15 protein-coding genes are annotated in these 16,366 nt (G+C 68.6%); 6 read left to right on the forward strand and 9 right to left on the reverse strand.

Annotated elements, in window-relative coordinates:
* Positions 1–30: 30 nt before the first annotated feature.
* Complete coding sequence (locus DIE23_RS04210; RefSeq protein WP_124610946.1) at positions 31–972, forward strand: helix-turn-helix transcriptional regulator; 942 nt, start codon at positions 31–33, stop codon at positions 970–972.
* A gap of 129 nt (positions 973–1,101) precedes the next feature.
* Positions 1,102–1,800 carry a fumarylacetoacetate hydrolase family protein gene (locus DIE23_RS04215; RefSeq protein ID WP_124610947.1) on the forward strand — a complete coding sequence of 233 codons (699 nt, stop codon included), beginning with the start codon at positions 1,102–1,104 and terminating at the stop codon, positions 1,798–1,800.
* Between the two features lie 187 nt (positions 1,801–1,987).
* On the opposite strand, the gene DIE23_RS04220 is transcribed toward DIE23_RS04215, so the two are convergent.
* Together DIE23_RS04220 and DIE23_RS04225 are read right to left on the reverse strand one after the other, a co-directional pair.
* Positions 1,988–3,550 (reverse strand): trypsin-like peptidase domain-containing protein, encoded by a 1,563-nt coding sequence (locus DIE23_RS04220; RefSeq protein WP_185646380.1) that lies wholly within the window; start codon positions 3,548–3,550, stop codon positions 1,988–1,990.
* Positions 3,551–3,810: 260 nt separating this feature from the next.
* Entirely contained in the window at positions 3,811–4,686 is an 876-nt protein-coding gene (locus DIE23_RS04225) for a LysR family transcriptional regulator (RefSeq protein ID WP_124611040.1), read from the reverse strand.
* A 142-nt stretch (positions 4,687–4,828) separates the two neighbouring features.
* Between DIE23_RS04225 and DIE23_RS04230 the strand changes: the two genes are divergently transcribed.
* The gene (locus tag DIE23_RS04230) at positions 4,829–6,070 is read left to right on the forward strand and encodes an MFS transporter (protein WP_124610949.1); all 1,242 of its coding nucleotides are present in this window, start codon (positions 4,829–4,831) and stop codon (positions 6,068–6,070) included.
* Positions 6,071–6,108: 38 nt separating this feature from the next.
* On the opposite strand, the gene DIE23_RS04235 is transcribed toward DIE23_RS04230, so the two are convergent.
* The 5 genes from DIE23_RS04235 to DIE23_RS04255 all read right to left on the reverse strand — a co-directional run bounded on the left by DIE23_RS04235 (position 6,109) and on the right by DIE23_RS04255 (position 10,247).
* On the reverse strand, positions 6,109–6,915 hold the full coding sequence (locus tag DIE23_RS04235; protein ID WP_124610950.1) for an alpha/beta fold hydrolase: 807 nt from the start codon (positions 6,913–6,915) through the stop codon (positions 6,109–6,111).
* Between the two features lie 100 nt (positions 6,916–7,015).
* A complete protein-coding gene (locus tag DIE23_RS04240; protein WP_124610951.1) occupies positions 7,016–8,233 on the reverse strand; it encodes a pyridoxal phosphate-dependent aminotransferase in 1,218 nt (405 codons plus the stop codon).
* Positions 8,230–8,877, reverse strand: coding sequence for an RraA family protein (locus DIE23_RS04245; protein ID WP_260435959.1), 648 nt, complete (start codon positions 8,875–8,877; stop codon positions 8,230–8,232). Before DIE23_RS04245 ends, DIE23_RS04240 begins: the two co-directional genes overlap by 4 nt.
* Positions 8,878–9,558, reverse strand: a complete 681-nt coding sequence (locus DIE23_RS04250) for an RraA family protein (protein WP_124610952.1) — start codon at positions 9,556–9,558, stop codon at positions 8,878–8,880.
* 29 nt (positions 9,559–9,587) lie between these two features.
* Positions 9,588–10,247 (reverse strand): RraA family protein, encoded by a 660-nt coding sequence (locus DIE23_RS04255; protein WP_124610953.1) that lies wholly within the window; start codon positions 10,245–10,247, stop codon positions 9,588–9,590.
* A gap of 198 nt (positions 10,248–10,445) precedes the next feature.
* Between DIE23_RS04255 and DIE23_RS04260 the strand changes: the two genes are divergently transcribed.
* Complete coding sequence (locus DIE23_RS04260; RefSeq protein ID WP_124610954.1) at positions 10,446–11,342, forward strand: LysR substrate-binding domain-containing protein; 897 nt, start codon at positions 10,446–10,448, stop codon at positions 11,340–11,342.
* Between the two features lie 40 nt (positions 11,343–11,382).
* On the opposite strand, the gene DIE23_RS04265 is transcribed toward DIE23_RS04260, so the two are convergent.
* Positions 11,383–12,855, reverse strand: coding sequence for a PLP-dependent aminotransferase family protein (locus tag DIE23_RS04265; protein WP_124610955.1), 1,473 nt, complete (start codon positions 12,853–12,855; stop codon positions 11,383–11,385).
* A 175-nt stretch (positions 12,856–13,030) separates the two neighbouring features.
* Between DIE23_RS04265 and DIE23_RS04270 the strand changes: the two genes are divergently transcribed.
* Positions 13,031–14,230 carry a GNAT family N-acetyltransferase gene (locus DIE23_RS04270; RefSeq protein WP_124610956.1) on the forward strand — a complete coding sequence of 400 codons (1,200 nt, stop codon included), beginning with the start codon at positions 13,031–13,033 and terminating at the stop codon, positions 14,228–14,230.
* Positions 14,231–14,253: 23 nt separating this feature from the next.
* On the opposite strand, the gene DIE23_RS04275 is transcribed toward DIE23_RS04270, so the two are convergent.
* Complete coding sequence (locus DIE23_RS04275) at positions 14,254–14,736, reverse strand: DUF3331 domain-containing protein (protein WP_124610957.1); 483 nt, start codon at positions 14,734–14,736, stop codon at positions 14,254–14,256.
* A 499-nt stretch (positions 14,737–15,235) separates the two neighbouring features.
* On the opposite strand from DIE23_RS04275, the gene DIE23_RS04280 reads away from it, so the two are divergent.
* A complete protein-coding gene (locus DIE23_RS04280) occupies positions 15,236–16,300 on the forward strand; it encodes a 2,3-butanediol dehydrogenase (protein WP_124611042.1) in 1,065 nt (354 codons plus the stop codon).
* Positions 16,301–16,366: the final 66 nt, after the last annotated feature.

A 16,366-nucleotide genomic window follows, 5' to 3' on the forward strand; every position in this document is an offset into this window, starting at 1 on the left:
TCAACCGCGTCACGAACAGCAGAATCCTTCATGCCCTCCACCGCCCCGCCGCGCCTGTACGGGATGCCCGAACGCAGCGACCGGCTCGATTTCTACATCCGCGACCAGGCGTCGCGCCAGGCGATCACCGAGCCGCACCGGCACGCGTATTTCCAGATCCAGTTCAACCTCGGCGGCGACACCGAGCAGCGGATCGGCGGCGTCACGCGCCCGTTCCCGCGCGGCGCGCTCGCGTTCGTGCTACCGCACCGCGAGCATCTGATTCCGCATCCGGAAGGCGCGCACTTCATCGTGATCAACTTCAGCCAGGCGTTCCTGCGCGCCGACCTCGACGTCGATCCGCTCGATCTCGAGGATGTCCCCGCGCAGCGCTTTCCGGAGCTGTCGCCGTTCCGCTTCCAGGAACATCTCGACTTCATCCTGACCGGCGACGCGTTCGACGAGGCACGCCGCCTCGCGCTGTGCATGCTCGATGCCGATCGCGTGCGCACCTTCGGCTCGACCACGTTGCTGCGCGGCTACCTGCTGCAGCTGATCGGGCTCGTCTGCACGCAGTACGCCGGCGCGCTCGACAAGCTCGCGCAGCGCGGCGCCCAGCGGGCGGGCCGGCGCGACGCGCTCGCGCGCGTGCTGCGCCACGTGCGCGCGAACCTGACCCGCGAGGACCTGACGCTCGCGGCCACCGCCGAGGCCGCGTTCCTGTCGCCGAACTACCTCGCGCACCTGGTGCGCAAGGAAACCGGCAGCACCTTCACCGATCTCGTGACCGAGCGCCGGATCGCGCTCGCGCAATCGCTGCTCGCGCATACGAGCCGGCGCATTGCCGACATCGCGCGCTCGGTCGGCTTCCGCGACGAAGGGTATTTCGCGCGGCGCTTCCGCGCGCGGGTCGGCGTGTCGCCGAAGGCGTACCGGGACGCGAACGCCGCGCTGCCGGCCGCCGACGAAGCGCCGGCGGCCGGCGACGCGTAGTTTTGTCCGGTTAAAGCGCAGTTGCGTCGCATCCGGGCGCGCAAGCGTCGGGTATCGTTCCATGCATGCCGGCCCGCGGTGCATTGCGCGGGCAACGGCATCCGTCTTTTCATCGAACGAGGCCATCCGATGTCCGCATACGTCATCGACGCTTCCGAGCGTCCTTCCGTCGAAGTCGAACAGTCGTCCGCGCGCTTTCCGGTGCGCCGCGTCTTCTGCGTCGGCCGCAACTACGCCGACCACGCGCGCGAAATGGGCGCCGATCCCGACCGCGAACCGCCGTTTTTCTTCACGAAGCCGGCCGACGCGATCGTCCCGGCCGGCGGCACCGTCCCGTATCCGCCGCTGACCAGCGACCTCCATCACGAAATCGAGCTGGTCGTCGCGATCGGCAAGGACGGCCGCTCGATCGACCCGGCCGATGCGCTGTCGCACGTGTGGGGCTACGGCGTCGGCGTCGACCTCACGCGCCGCGACCTGCAGGCCGAGGCGAAGAAGCTGAGCCGCCCGTGGGACTGGGCGAAGGGCTTCGACGCGTCGGGCCCCGTGACCGCGCTGCGCGCGGCGACCGCCACCGGCCATCCGGCAAGCGGCCGGATCTGGCTCGCGGTCAACGGCGAAACGCGCCAGCAAGGCGATCTCGCCGACATGATCTGGGCCGTGCCGGACGTGATCGCGTACGTGTCGCGCTCGGTCGAGCTGAAGGCCGGGGATTTGATCTTCACCGGCACGCCGGCCGGCGTCGGTGCGCTGCAGCCGGGCGATCGCGTGACGGGAGGGGTCGATGGCGTGGCGACGTTCGAGTTCGTGATGGGGGTGAAGCCGTAAGGGGTTGCCCAGGCTCACGCGACGCGCCGTCGATCCGGCGGCCGTCGCGTCGTGTCGCGCCCTGCCGATCCAGGAGGCGATGGCATCGCACCGAATCGGCAGGCCGTTCCTGTGCCGTCGCTCACGCGTCCTGTTCGCGTGCGTCGAAGATTCGTACGCACACCGCGCCCCCGCTCCCGTCAACGCCCTACCGCGCGCGCACCGACACGAACTTGCGCGCGTTGTCGCGCTGGATCAGCACGGCGATCACGCCGCCTTTCGCTTCGAGCGGCTGCACGTCGTCCGGCGTTTCGAGCAGCGTGTCGTTCAGTTCGAGCACGACGTCGCCCGGTCGGATGCCCGCGCTCGCGGCCGGCCCGTGCACCGCATCCACCATCATCCCGACCGCAAGCCCGGTCGAACGCCGTTCGGCGTCGCTCAGCGGATGCATCGTCAGCCCGAGCCGATCGCCGGTGTCTGCCGGCTGTGCCGCGGCTATCGCCACGCCGGCGGCACCGGCCGCGCCGACCGAGCCCGCGCTGCCCGTCGCGGCCGCGTTGTCGATCGCGTCGCCGGTCCCCACCCCCTTGACCGTCAGCATCATCGGCGTGCGGTTGCGGATCAGCCGCAGCGGCGCCTTTCCGCCGGGCGGCAACGCGGCGGCCAGGTCGTTCAGCTCGGCCGACCGGCCGATCGGCTTGCCGCCGAACTTCACGATCACGTCGCCGGGCCTCACGCCGGCCGCGGCGGCAGGCGAGCCGGGATCGACACCGTTGACGAGCGCGCCCGCCGGACGCGGCAGGCCGAACGCGGTGGCCAGCCCGACGCCGACATCCTGCACGTCGACGCCGAGCGCGTTGCCGGACGACGCGCGCTGCGCCTGCGCATTGGCCCGCATCTGCGCCTGCGCCTGCGCACGCACCTTGACGGCAAGCGCGATCGGAATCGCGAACGTCGTGCTCGCATAGCGATCGGCGTCCGTATAGACCTGTAGCGCGATGCCGATCACGTCGCCCGTGCGGTTGAACACAGGGCCGCCCGAGTTGTCGGGATTCACCGCGATGTCGGTCTGGAAGAACGGAAACGCGCTGCCGTCCGGCAGCGCATGCGACGTCGCGCTGACGATGCCGGCCGTGACCGTGTTGCCCGTACCGTCCGGCGCGCCGATCGTCATCACCGGTTCGCCGGCACGCACCCGCGACGAATCGCCGATACGCACGACCGGCAGCTTCGTCGCGTCGACGTGCAGCACGGCGACGTCGCTCTGCGGATCGACGGTCACCACCGTCGCCTTCAACTCACGATGATCGGCCAGTCGCACCGTCACGTCAGTCGCATCCGCCACGACATGCGCGGAAGTCAGGATCACCCCGTCGGCGCTGACGATGAAGCCCGAGCCGAGGCCCGCGATCGCGCGCGGCGACGTATCGGGCACAGGCGCCTGTGCGCCTTGCACGGGCGGCAGCGGCGCGCCTCGGCGGAAGAACGCGGAAAGCGGATCGTCGGGATCGAGGTACACGAAGGACGGACCGCCTGCCTGCTGGTCGGTCGCAGCTGTCATGATGGTCACGACCGCCGGGCCGTAGCGGTCGACGATCGCCGAGAAGTCGACCGGCATCGAGTAAGGCCGCGCGGCGGGCCTGTTCTTCATCACGGATGGTGGCGGCGCGACGGTCCCGGCAACGGCCGGTGGCGGCGCCAAAACAACGGCGAATACCCCCCCGATCAACGCGGTGCGAAGCACGGCGCGAGCAAGCGTCTGGCGAACCACGGTGCACCTCCCCCGGGCAGTCGCTGCGCTGTCCCGCGCGAGACGCGCGGGCGCCCGACAAGCACCGGTACACGCCTCCATTTATAGTCCACGCCGCATCGGAGAACAGACGAATCAAACCCGCATCGCGGGTGGCCGCGAAGTGACGGAACCGCGCCGGCGTTCGTTCCGGACAAAGTACGCGGTTCGTCAATCAGAATATTCACCACACGCCGCGGCGATGCGCGTGGCCGAGACGCATCCCACACCACCGTCCCGCGCTACCAAGCCAGCAACAAAAAATTGCGCACCACCGCCGACGGATCGTCGCGCCGCGATGCAATCGCGAGCCGCGCGCGCAGCCCATCGCCCGCGACCGGCCGATACACGACGCCCGCGACCTGCACCTGCGTGATCGCCTTCGGCACGATCGACACGCCGAGCCCGGCCGCGACGAGCGTCACCGCCGACGCGATTTGCGGCGCGGGCTGCGCCATGCGCGGCTGGAAGCCGGCGGCATTGCACGCGGCGACGATGTCGTCGAACAGCGCGCTGCCCGCTTCGCGCGGCACCTGCACGAACGCCTCGTCGGCCAGCTCCGCCAGATCGATCCGACGCCGCTGCGCGAGCCGATGCGCGACCGGCACCGCGACGAACATCGGCTCCTCGTCCCAGTCCGCTGCCTGCAACGTGTCCGCGATACGACGCTCCGGACGCACGATCGCGACGTCGAGCCGCCCGGCCTCCAGCGCCTCGAGCAGCACGCCCGAGGTCGCCTCCTGCAACGTCAGCTCCGTATCCGGAAACGCTTCGCGAAAGCGGCGAATCAGGTCCGCCACCTTCGAATTGAAGGCCGCCGTCCCGGTAAAGCCGACGCGAAGCTGGCCGATTTCCCCGCGCGCGGCCCGTTTTGCCGCCCGCGCCGCGCGCTCCGCGTCGTCGAGCACGCGCCGTGCCTCTTCCGCGAACACCTCGCCCGCAACGGTCAGTTCCGCGCCGCGTGCGGTCCGCTTGAACAGTTCCACGCCGAGTTCGTTCTCGAGCGCCTTGATCTGCTGGCTGAGCGGCGGCTGCCCGATGCCGAGCGTTTCCGCGGCCTTCGTGAAGTTGGATGTGGCGGCCACGGCCAGAAAGTATCGGAGATGCCGAAGTTCCATGCGCTTATGTGATCCCGGGGAAAGACAGAAACGGCCTTCAAGCCAGTCGCAAAACGTATCGCTACGGTTTCTTTCATATATTGGACATATATGTTGGCGTGCGCAAGAATTCGGGTATTCCCAGGCCCACCGGGACCCTCCCATGTCTACTCCCGCGATTTCGCGCGCCCCGAACGCCGCGCCGGATGCGCTGCCCGCCGGCGTGTCGCCGCGTTCGGCGGCCTACAAGCGCATCGCGCTGGCGCTGTTCCTGGCCGGCTTTTCCACCTTCTCGCTGCTGTACTGCGTGCAGCCGCTGCTGCCCGCGTTCGCGCGCGAGTTCCACATCGGCGCGGCGTCGAGCTCGCTGTCCCTGTCGCTGTCGACCGGGATGCTGGCGGTCTCCATCCTGTGCGCCGGCGCGCTGTCCGAACGCGTCGGACGACGCGGGCTGATGTTCGCGTCGATGACACTGGCCGCGCTGTTCAACGTGCTCTCGGCGATTGCGCCGAACTGGAACCTGCTGCTGATCTGGCGCGCACTCGAAGGTTTCGCGCTCGGCGGCGTCCCGGCGGTGGCGATGGCCTATCTCGCCGAGGAAATCGCCGCCGACGGGCTAGGCTTGTCGATGGGGCTCTACGTCGGCGGCACCGCGTTCGGCGGCATGATCGGGCGGATCGGGATGAGCGCGCTCGAAGAGTATTTCTCGTGGCGCACCGCGATGCTGACGATCGGCGTCGTCGACCTCGTCGCGGCGGTCGCGTTCGTGATGCTGCTGCCGCAGTCGCGACGCTTCGTAAAGCGAACCGACCTGACGCTGCGTCACCACCTGCGACTGTGGAGCGCGCAACTGCATCACGCGCGGCTGCCGTTCGTGTTCGCGATCGGCTTCCTCGTGATGGGCGCGTTCGTGACGGTCTACAACTACGCCGGGTTCCGGCTGACGGCCGCGCCGTTCAACCTGAGCGCGACCGCATGCGGGCTGATCTTCGGCGCCTACCTGTTCGGGATGGTGTCCTCGTCGAGCGCGGGCGCGCTCGCCGATCGTCTCGGGCGCGCGCCCGTCCTGGTCAGCGGCATGCTCGTATTCGCGGCCGGCCTCGCGCTGACGCTGTCGCATTCGCTCGTCGCGATCATCGCCGGGATCGTGCTGATCACGATCGGCTTCTTCGTTGCTCATGCGGTGGCGAGCGGCTGGGTCGGGCATCTCGCCGGTTCCGCGAAGGGGCATGCCGCATCGCTCTACCTGCTGGCCTATTACCTCGGGTCGAGCGTGCTGGGCTCGGTCGGCGGCACGTTCTGGCAACACGGTGCGTGGGGCGCCGTCGTCGCGTATGTCGCGGCGCTGCTCGTGCTCAGCCTGGCGGCCGCCCGCCGACTCGTTCACGCGGAACGCGTGGGGTAAGCACTTTTGAAGCGCGCGCCGGCACGGGATGACGCATGTCAGCCCGCACGTGCATGAAAGTCCGCGATCGCCTGCCACATCAGCACCGGATTCGAGTACATCGGGAAGTGTCCGCAATCCGGGATTTCGGACAGTACGACGCCATGTGCCTCGATCGCGCTCAAGTACGACAGCGACGCGTTCTGCTCGCCGTACATGAACATCCTGGGGAACGGCAGGCCGAGGAATTTGCGCATCAGGTCGCCGTTGTCGGACAGGTCGACCATCGAGCGGAAGATCCCGCCGACCGCTTCCGCCCGCACCTTGTGGCGCAGGCTCGCCGAGTACAGCGCGCTTGCATGGGCCGGCGCGCGGCGGGTGCGGTCGATGAAATCGTTGAAGAACCGCTCGGCGCTGTCGCGCGGATGGTCGACGATCTGCCGGCTCAGGAAACAATCCTCGGGCGCGACGTTTCCTTCGATGTTGATGAAACTCAGCACGCGCGGCGGATACCGGTGTGCGAGCATCAACGACGTCAACCCACCCATCGAATGTCCGACGAGGTGGAATCGATCGAAACCCATGCGGTCGATCACGTTCAGCGCCGTTTCGGCGAGGAACGGGATCGAGACCTTCGACAGATCCGCACACCAGGTTTCGCCACAGCCCGGCGCGTCGTACGCAACGAAAGGCCGGCCGTCGAATGCGCGATGGCGCACGATGTCCGCGTAATCCTCCTTGGTCGAGCCAAAGCCGTGAAGGAACACGACGGGCGCGTGAACGCCACCGCGATGAATGGCCGACACATCGAGTTCGGTGCGGTCGACGGCGAACGACAAGCGCGACTGGGAAAATTCATGACTCATCTGATCGAATCCCGGGTAAAGAGGGCGTAGCGCCCGCGTCGCCACGACACGACACACGTCGGCCGAAGCGGGCATGCTGATACGGGACGGACAATGACGTTCAGGCCGTCACCGTCCGGCAGAAATCCTGGATCGCAGTGCATGCACGCAGCAACGACTTGTCGTCGAGCGCGTAAGCGATCCGGAGATAAGGGCCGAGCCCGAAAGCGCTGCCGTGCACGGTGGCCACACCGGCTTCGTCGAGCAGCGCGTTCACAACGTCCTCGTCGCTCGCCAGTCGCGTGCCCGCACGTGTCGTCGTACCGATCAGCCCTTCGCACGACGCGAACGCATAGAACGCGCCCTCCGGGACATCGCAGCGCAAACCCGGCGCCTGGTCGAGTTGCTCGACGACCAGATCGCGCCGCCGCTGGAATGCGACGCGCGAATGCGCGATGAAATCCTGCGGCCCCGTCAGCGCGGCCAGCGCCGCGTGCTGCGAGATCGTCGACGCACCGGACGTCTGTTGCCCCTGCAACTTCTCCATCGCATCGATCAGCCAGCGCGGCCCCGTACCGAAACCAATGCGCCAGCCCGTCATCGCATACGCCTTCGACACGCCGTTCATCGTCAGCACGCGTTCGCGCAATCTCGGCTCGACCTGGGCGATCGTGAAGAATTCGATCCCGTCGAAAACCAGGTGCTCGTAGATGTCGTCGGACAGCACGAGCACCTGCGGATGCGCGAGCAGCACCGCTGCGAGCGCCCGCAGTTCCGCTCGGCTGTATACCGCGCCGGTCGGGTTCGACGGCGAGTTCAGGATCAGCCATCGCGTGCGCGGCGTGATCGCCGCCTGCAGCGCGTCCGGCGTCAGCTTGAAGCCGCTTTTCGCGCCGCAGGGGATGGCGACGGATCTGCCGCCGCAAAGCTGCACGATCTCCGGATAGCTGACCCAGTACGGCGCGGGGACGATGACTTCGTCGCCTTCGTTCAGCGTCGCGGCCAGCGCATTGAAGATCACCTGCTTGCCGCCGCTGCACACGAGCGTGTCGCGCCAGTCCACGTCGAGACCGTTCTCGCGCCCGAACTTGTCGGCGATCGCTTCGCGCAGCGCGCGCAGCCCGGCCACCTGCGTGTAACGCGTGTGGCCCTCACGAATCGCGGCGATGCCGGCTTCGCGCACGTGTGCCGGTGTGTCGAAATCCGGCTCGCCTGCGCTCAGCGAAATCACCGCGGCGCCGCTCGCGCGCCGGGCGGCCACGCGATCCATCACCTTGTAGGTCGCCGACGGGCGAGCGGCGGCGAGGAAGCGGTTCAGCGTATCGATCGGTGCGCTCATTGCGCGTTCCTCCAGTTCGTCAGCCCCATCAGTTCGAGCGTGCTATGCCCTTCGCGCAACGCGTTCATCAACGTTGCTTCCTTGTCGGCGCGCGCCTGCCCCTGGGCCAGCGTCGCGTCGACGTGCGCGGCCGGAATCACCAGCACGCCGTCGTCGTCGGCCACGACCAGGTCGCCGGCCGCCACGGGCGTTCCCGCGAAGCTGATCGGCTGCCCGACCGACGGCGCGCTCGCCTTGATCGTGCCGCGCATCGACACGCCGCGCGTGAACACCGGGAAACGGCGAGCCACCAGCGCCGCGATGTCGCGCACACCGCCGTCGATGACCAGCCCTGCCACACCGGCCGCCTCGGCGGCGACCGTCAGCACCTCGCCCCAGTAACCGGCGACGAAGCCGCCCGTCGAGATGACGAGCACGCTGCCGCGCGGCACCTGCTCCATCGCGACATGAATCGCCAGGTTGTCGCCGGGCGAGCATTCGAGCGGATACGCAGGACCGGCGACCGACGCGCCGGGCCACACCGTGCGGATGGCCGGATCGACGGCGCTGGTGGCCAGGCCCGAGGCCTCGAACAGCGTGGAGGTGCCGAGTGTGCGAGCCTGTTCCAGCAGCGCTGCATCGTAAGTGCGAATCGCGTTCATCATTCAGCCCTTGCTCTGCAGTGTGTGATAGCCCAGCGCCGCGCGTGCGTCGCCGAGCGACTTGCCCTGTGCAATCTGCTCGCGGATGTGCGATTCGACCGCTTCGATCCGGTGTGCCACCTGCGCGACTTCGCGTGCCCGGCCGCGCGGCACGATCACGACGCCGTTCGCGTCCGCGACGACGATGTCGCGCGCCGCCACGCGCACCGTGCCGATCCCGACCGTCGCGTTCACCGACTCGACCTGAACGCGGTCCTTGCCGGTCCGCATGAAGCGCCCCGCGGTGAACAACGGATAGTTGTCGCCCAGTGCCTTGTTGACGTCGCGGCACACGCCGTCGATCACGGTGCCCGCGATGCCGCGCAGCCCCGCGTACTGGGTCATGATGTCGCCCCACACAGTGCAGTCGGTGCGGCCGTCGTTGTCGATCACCACGACGTCGCCCGGCGCGACGTCGTCGATGAAATCGCCGACGGTGCCGGGCGGCACGCTCGCCGGCACGTACTTGACCGTGAATGCGGGACCGACGACGACCTGCGTGTAATCGGCCAGCGGCATGATGCCGAGCGCCTGCCCGTGCAGCCCGAGCTTGTCCATCGCATCGGACACGCCCGGCGTGTCGAGCCCTTCGAACAGCGCGACCAGCTCCAGGTCTTCCGCCGCGGCCTCGTTGGGATTCGTCATATCAAATACTCCGAAGGAAGGATGAGCGGTCAGCGCACCGCGATGGCTTCGAATTCCTTGTCGTGCATCACGTCCGCGACCGGGCGGCCCGCGCGAACGGCGGCGACCATCCCGTCCTGCCGCTTCGCGATGCGCTCGCCGAGATCGAGCACGTCCTCGATATACCTGGCCGGCACGAACACCGTGCCGCAGCGGTCGGCAATCACGTAGTCATCCTGATGGACGGTCACGCCTGCCATCCGCACCGGCGAGCCAGAAGCGACCTGGATCACGCGGTTGCGCGCGCTGATCATCGTGACGCCGCGCCCGTAGACCGGATACCCGATCGATTCGCTGCCGTCGATGTCGCGGCTCAGCCCGTCGATCACCGAGCCGCGAATCCGCTTCGCGGTCGCCGCGTTGGCCAGGATGTCGCCCCAGCAGGAAATGCCGTCCGCGCCGCCGGCGATCACCAGCACGCGATCGTCCGTGGTGACGGCGTCGACGACCGGCGAGATGAGGTGCACGGTCGGCCTGTCATCCGTCTTCGGTCCGAGCTGAATCGTGCTGGCACGCCCGACGATCTTCGGGCAGTCCCACAATGGACGCAGGCCGACCGTCGCGCCGGGCATGCCGAGAAAGTCGAGCGCATCGGATACGGTGTTCGTGTCGAGCGATGCAAGGCGCTCGAGCAAGGAAGGCTGGTTCATCACGCTGATCCCCGTTGAGAAGTGCGGCCATCGTCGCCTCGGCAGCGTGGTATGTAAATTTCGCATTTCGTATCTGCGTGATACGATTTCCGGAATACGAAAAGCACCCCATCGCGCTCGGCCGGCAGCCACGAAGTCGCGCCGCGCCGCCCGCCCCGCGGCGTTTTCCGCGCGCTTTCACCCCTGGGCATGCCCACCATGAGCAACACGATCGACTACCGGCTGATTCGGCAGCTGTGGATGTTTCTCGCCGTCGCCGAGGAGCAGCATTTCGGGCGCGCGGCGAAGCGGCTGAACATGTCGCAACCGCCGTTGACCGAACAGATCAAGGTACTGGAACAGTCGCTCAAGATTCAGTTGTTCTACCGCTCGCGCCAGGGAACGCAACTGAGCCCCGCCGGCGCCGCGATCCTGCCGGCCGTGCGGCAATTCGCCGGCCAGGCCGAGCGGCTGCAGCGCGTCGTGCGCGAGGTCGCGGCCGGGCAGTCGGGCGTGCTGCACGTCGGCGCGATCACGTCCGCGATGCTCGATACGGTGCCGCCGCTACTGGACGCGCTCAAGCGCGCGCATCCGAACCTGACCGTGTTCGTCAACGAGATCGACAGCGTCGACGCGATTCCGGCGCTGGAGGCCGGCGAGCTCGATCTCGCCTTTGCGCGCGTCGATGGCGAGGTGGCGAACGGCATCGCGACGATGCCGCTGACCGAGGACCGGCTCGCCGTGGCGCTGCCGAAGGAACATCCTCTCGCTGCGATGCCGCGGGTGCGGCTGCGCGCATTGATGGACGAGCCGCTGATCATGTCGTCGCGACAGGTCAGCCCGGTCTACTTCGACATGCTGACGTCGGTCTGCCGCGCGCACGGGCTGACGCCGCGCGTGATTCACGAGGTGCGGTCGGTGACGTCGCAGATCGCGTACGTCGGCTGCGGTCAGGGCGTGGCGCTGGTGCCGGCGTCGACGCGCAAGCTCGCGCCGGAGAACGTCGTCGTGCGGCCGTTGAAGGAGAAGGTGATGGTCGTGACGGCGGCCGCAGTCTGGAATACGAACCGGCATCATCCGATGGTCGATGCCGTGCTCGATATGCTGAAAAAGTAGCGCCGCGCGGCGATCGGGCTACGTCCGATGCCGCAGCCATTCAATCGCCCGCGACCCGATGCGCGATCGTCGACAACGTCCGCAACATCGGCGCGAACGCATCGGCCGACGTATTGCCGAACCCGAGCACGAGCCCGTTGGCCGCCGACGTCGCATGGATCGAAAACCCCGACAGCGGAAACGGCCCGATCCCGTGCGCGCGCGCCGCCTCGACGATCGCGCGGTCGCGATAGCGAGCCGGCAACCGCAGCGTCAGATGCAGCCCGCACGGCCCGCCCTCGACCTGATGCGGCACGGTGAAGGCGTCGTCCAGCGCGGCGAGCAGCAGGCGCCGCCGGTCGCGATACAGCCGGCGCATCCGCCCGAGGTGCCGCCCGTACTCCCCCGTCTCGATGAAATCGGCGAGCGCGAGCTGCACGTGGCGCGTCCCGCCGCGCAGCATCTCCGGCAGCGCCGGCCGCACCGCGGCCAGCAGCGCGTCGGGCAGCACAAGAAAACCGATCCGCAACGCCGGAAACATCGTCTTGCTGAACGAGCCGAGATAGACGACCGGCGAATCGGCCGCGAGCCCGTGCAACGCGCCGATCGGCTCGCCGGTATGCCGAAACTCGCTGTCGTAATCGTCCTCGATGATCCACGCGCGATGCCGGCGGGCGGCATCGATCAGCGCGAGGCGGCGCGAGATCGACAGCACCGCGCCGGTCGGGAACTGGTTCGACGGCGTGGTGTAGACGAGCCGGGGCGTCCGTTCGCGCCAGTCCGTGTCTTCCGCGCGCAGCCCCTCCGCGTCCACTGGCATCGGCAGCACCTCGAGGTCGGCCGCCTGCATCGCGGTGCGCGCGCCGCGATAGCCGGGCTCCTCGACCCAGACCGTGTCGTCGGGATTCGTCAGCAGCTGCGCGCACAGCGCGATCGCGCCCTGCGCGCCTTCGGTGATCACGATCTGCTCGGGATCGCAGCGCACACCGCGCGTCACGGCCAGATGGCGCGCGATCGACTCGCGCAGCGCGCGCTCGCCGAGCGGGTCGCCGTACGCGAGCAGGTCGCGGCCGGCGCGGCGCAGCGCGCGGTCGATCGCGTGCCGCCACGCATCGACCGGGAAATGCGACAGCGCGGGCACGCCCGGCCGGAAGCCTTCCGATTCGCCGGTACCGATCAGGCTCGGGCGGATCCGGCCGAGCCGCTGCGCGACGGCCGGCGGTGCGGCCCGCCGGCGCGGCGCGGCCGGCCGCGACAGGCCGACCACGCGCGTGCCGCGACGATCGGATTGCAGGAAGCCTTCGGCGACGAGTTGTTCATAGACGGCTGCCGTCGTGTTGCGCGACACGCCGAGTGTCTCGGCCAGCGCGCGCGTGCCGGGCAGCCGCGTGCCGGCCGGCATCGCGCCGCCAAGAATCGCGTCGCGCACGCGGCGCAGCAACTGCCGCTGCAAGGAAGGCGCACCGGCCGTGCGCGCGAGCGGCGCGTCGAGCGGCAACAGCGGCGCGGCGCCGGAAGGAAAGGCAGTCGTCATCGGGGTATCGCGGCGTGGAAGTCTCGGTACATGGCGCGTCAGTCGTGGCGCCGTCACCGCACCTTCGTGGCACCATAAATTTGCCATTGCCTGGCGCTTCTCATGGTACCTCGCCGGGACTACGATCGTCTGCATGCCGGTATGTCGCCGGCCGCCAACCGAAGCGAGATCGACCTTGTCCACGCTCACCAACGACTTCCAGCAGCCCATCGGCCACCCCGTTCCCGACTGGTCCGCGCGCCCGCGCCCGGAGCGCATCGTGCTCGAGGGCCGCTACTGCCGCCTCGAACCGCTCGACGCCGACCGCCATGCCGCCGACCTGTACGCCGCGTACGCGCAGGCGGCCGACGGCGGCGACTGGACCTATCTCGTGCACGGTCCGTACACCGACGAGTCGGGCTACCGCGACTACGCGCGCGGCGCGGCGGCGAGCGCCGATCCGCTGCACTACACGGTGATCGACCGCGCGACGAACCGCGCGGTCGGCACGCTCGCGCTGATGCGCATCGATCCGGCCAACGGCGTGATCGAGGTCGGCTCCGTCACGTTCTCGCCGCTGCTCAAGCGCACGCCGATTTCGACCGAAGCGCAATACCTGCTGATGAAGTACGCGTTCGACACGCTCGGCTACCGGCGCTACGAATGGAAGTGCGACGACCTCAACGAGCCGTCGCGCAAGGCGGCCGCGCGGCTCGGCTTCCGTTACGAAGGCACGTTCCGGCAGGCGATCATCTACAGGGGCCGCAATCGCGATACGGCGTGGTTCTCGATCGTCGACGGCGAATGGCCGGACGTGCGCGCCGCGTTCGAAGCATGGCTCGCGCCGGAGAACTTCGACGCGCAGGGCGCGCAGCGCGAGTCGCTCGTCGCGATCCGCCACGCACAGGCGCGTGCACGCGACGCGGCCGGCCGCACGAACGACGCGACGCGCGTCACGGTCCGGCCGCTCGTGGCCGCCGACGAAGCCGCGTGGCGCCCGCTGTGGCAGGGTTACCAGACGTTCTACGAGACCGCGCTGAGCGACGCCGTGTTCGCGACGACGTGGGCGCGCCTGATGGATCCCGCCGAGCCGATGTTCGTGCTCGGCGCATTCGACGCGTCGGGTACGCTGGTCGGCATCGTGCACGCGATCTATCACCGCTCGTGCTGGACCGAAGGGCCGTACTGCTATCTGCAGGACCTGTTCACGGCGGCCGACGCACGCGGACAGGGCGCGGGCGGCGCGCTGATCGAGGCCGTGTTCGAGCGGGCCCGCGAAGCCGGTGCGAACCGCGTGTACTGGCTCACGCACGAAACCAATACGACCGCCCGCGCGCTGTATGACAAGCTCGCGAACAACGCGGGGTTCATCCAGTACCGGAAGGATCTCAAGTAACGCGCGGGCGCAACCGGCCGCGCTCAGCCGAGGACGTCGGCCGGATCCGCCGCCTCGCCGCAGGCCGGCGCGACATGATGCGCGGCGCCGGCCGCGCCCGGCACCGACGCGGGGCGGATCATCTCGTCGCCGTTGACGGGCACCGGCCGCCGCACCGGACGGTACACCGGCTCGCCCGGTTCGATCGCCTGCCCCGAGATCGCGCAGCGGCCCGGCTGCAACGCGACCCGCAAGCGCCAGCGCTGCTCGCCGTAATGGCAGCGCCCGCTTTCGCTCCAGCGCACCAGCAAGCCGTCGTCGCCGGCCTCCAGGACCGTGACGAACAGTTGCGGTCGCAACGGTGAAACGCCTGGTCCGACAGGCTCCGGAACCGACGCGCGCGCGGCGCTCGCTGACGGCCGGACCATCCCGACCTCGGCCGGCGACGGCGTCGCATCCCGCTCGTCGGCTACCAGCATGTGGTACGACACGTATTCGAAGATCAGGCTTTCGATGAAGTTCGACATGCTCGACGACATTCCGTGAAGATTGAAAACGGGCCGCCGCCGGCACCGCACGCGATCGGACTGCCGCAGATGATACAAATTGAAGTTAACTTCAAGTAAAGAGGGAACGTGCGCAACGATGTGTTTCGCCGATCGCCACAATGGACCGAAACGACGACGGTGACGGTGTCCCCGACCGACCCGCGCGTCTCGCGTTTCGTCTCAAACGGCTGAGACGACTGTCCCGGCGTCTCACGCGAGCCACTCCGTCGCAATCGCAGCAAATTCCACGCGCGATTCACGCGATACCGCACGATTTCAATGCACGGCGACCTGCTGCACCGCACACCGTCCGCCCGTTTCCAGTGCCACACCGCCGCCCTTTCAAGCTGGCCCCGTTCCTGCATATCGATCGCTCGCGCAATCGCGCGACGGACGCACCGGCCCCGTGCCGCGCGTCCGACGACAACCTGACGGAGACAGCAACGTGAGTACACCGGCACTGAACACCGCACCCAGCATGAAGGCCGCCGTCTGGCACGGCCGCAACGACATCCGCGTCGAAGAGGTTCCCGTTCCGGCGCACCCGCCGGCCGGCTGGGTCCAGATCCGCGTGCACTGGTGCGGCATCTGCGGCTCGGACCTGCACGAGTACGTCGCCGGGCCCGTGTTCATCCCCGTCGACGCGCCGCATCCGCTGACGGGCCTGAAGGGCCAGTGCATCCTCGGTCACGAGTTCAGCGGCGAGATCGCGGCGCTCGGCACCGGCGTGACGGGCTTCGCGGTCGGCGACCGCGTGACGGCCGACGCGTGCCAGCATTGCGGCACCTGCTGGTATTGCAGGCACGGGCTGTACAACATCTGCGAAAACCTCGCGTTCACCGGTCTGATGAACAACGGCGCGTTCGCCGAATACGTGAACGTGCCGGCCGAGTTGCTGTACAAGCTGCCCGACAACTTCCCGACCGAGGCCGGCGCGCTGATCGAGCCGCTCGCGGTCGGGCTGCATGCGGTGAAGAAGGCCGGCAACATCGTTGGCCAGACCGTCGTCGTGGTCGGCGCCGGCACGATCGGCCTGTGCACGATCATGTGCGCGAAGGCCGCGGGCGCCGGACGCGTGATCGCGCTGGAAATGTCGGCCGCGCGCAAGCAGAAGGCGCTGGAGGTCGGCGCGACGGCCGTGATCGACCCGAAGGCGTGCGACGCGATCGCCGAAGTCAAGGCGCTGACGGGCGGCTACGGTGCCGACGTGTCGTTCGAGTGCATCGGGCACACGGCCACCGCGCAGCTCGCGATCGACGTGATCCGCAAGGCCGGCAAGTCGGTGATGGTCGGCATCTTCGAGGAACCGACGTCGTTCAACTTCTTCGACATCGTGTCGACCGAGAAGGAAGTGATCGGCTCGCTGGCATACAACGGCGAATTCGCGGACGTGATCCGCTTCATCGCGGACGGCCGCATCGACGTGCAGCCACTGATCACCGGCCGGATCACGCTCGGCGACATCGTCACGCACGGCTTCGAGGAGCTGGTCAACCACAAGGACCGGAACGTGAAGATCATCGTCCAGCCCGCGACCGCCTGACCCAACGATGATCGGGCGATGACGGCCGCCTGGCGGCCGGACGCGGCGCCGAACGGTGCCGGGGCA

It is taken from the genome of Burkholderia sp. Bp9143, assembly GCF_003853645.1.
Classification (GTDB): Bacteria; Pseudomonadota; Gammaproteobacteria; order Burkholderiales; family Burkholderiaceae; genus Burkholderia.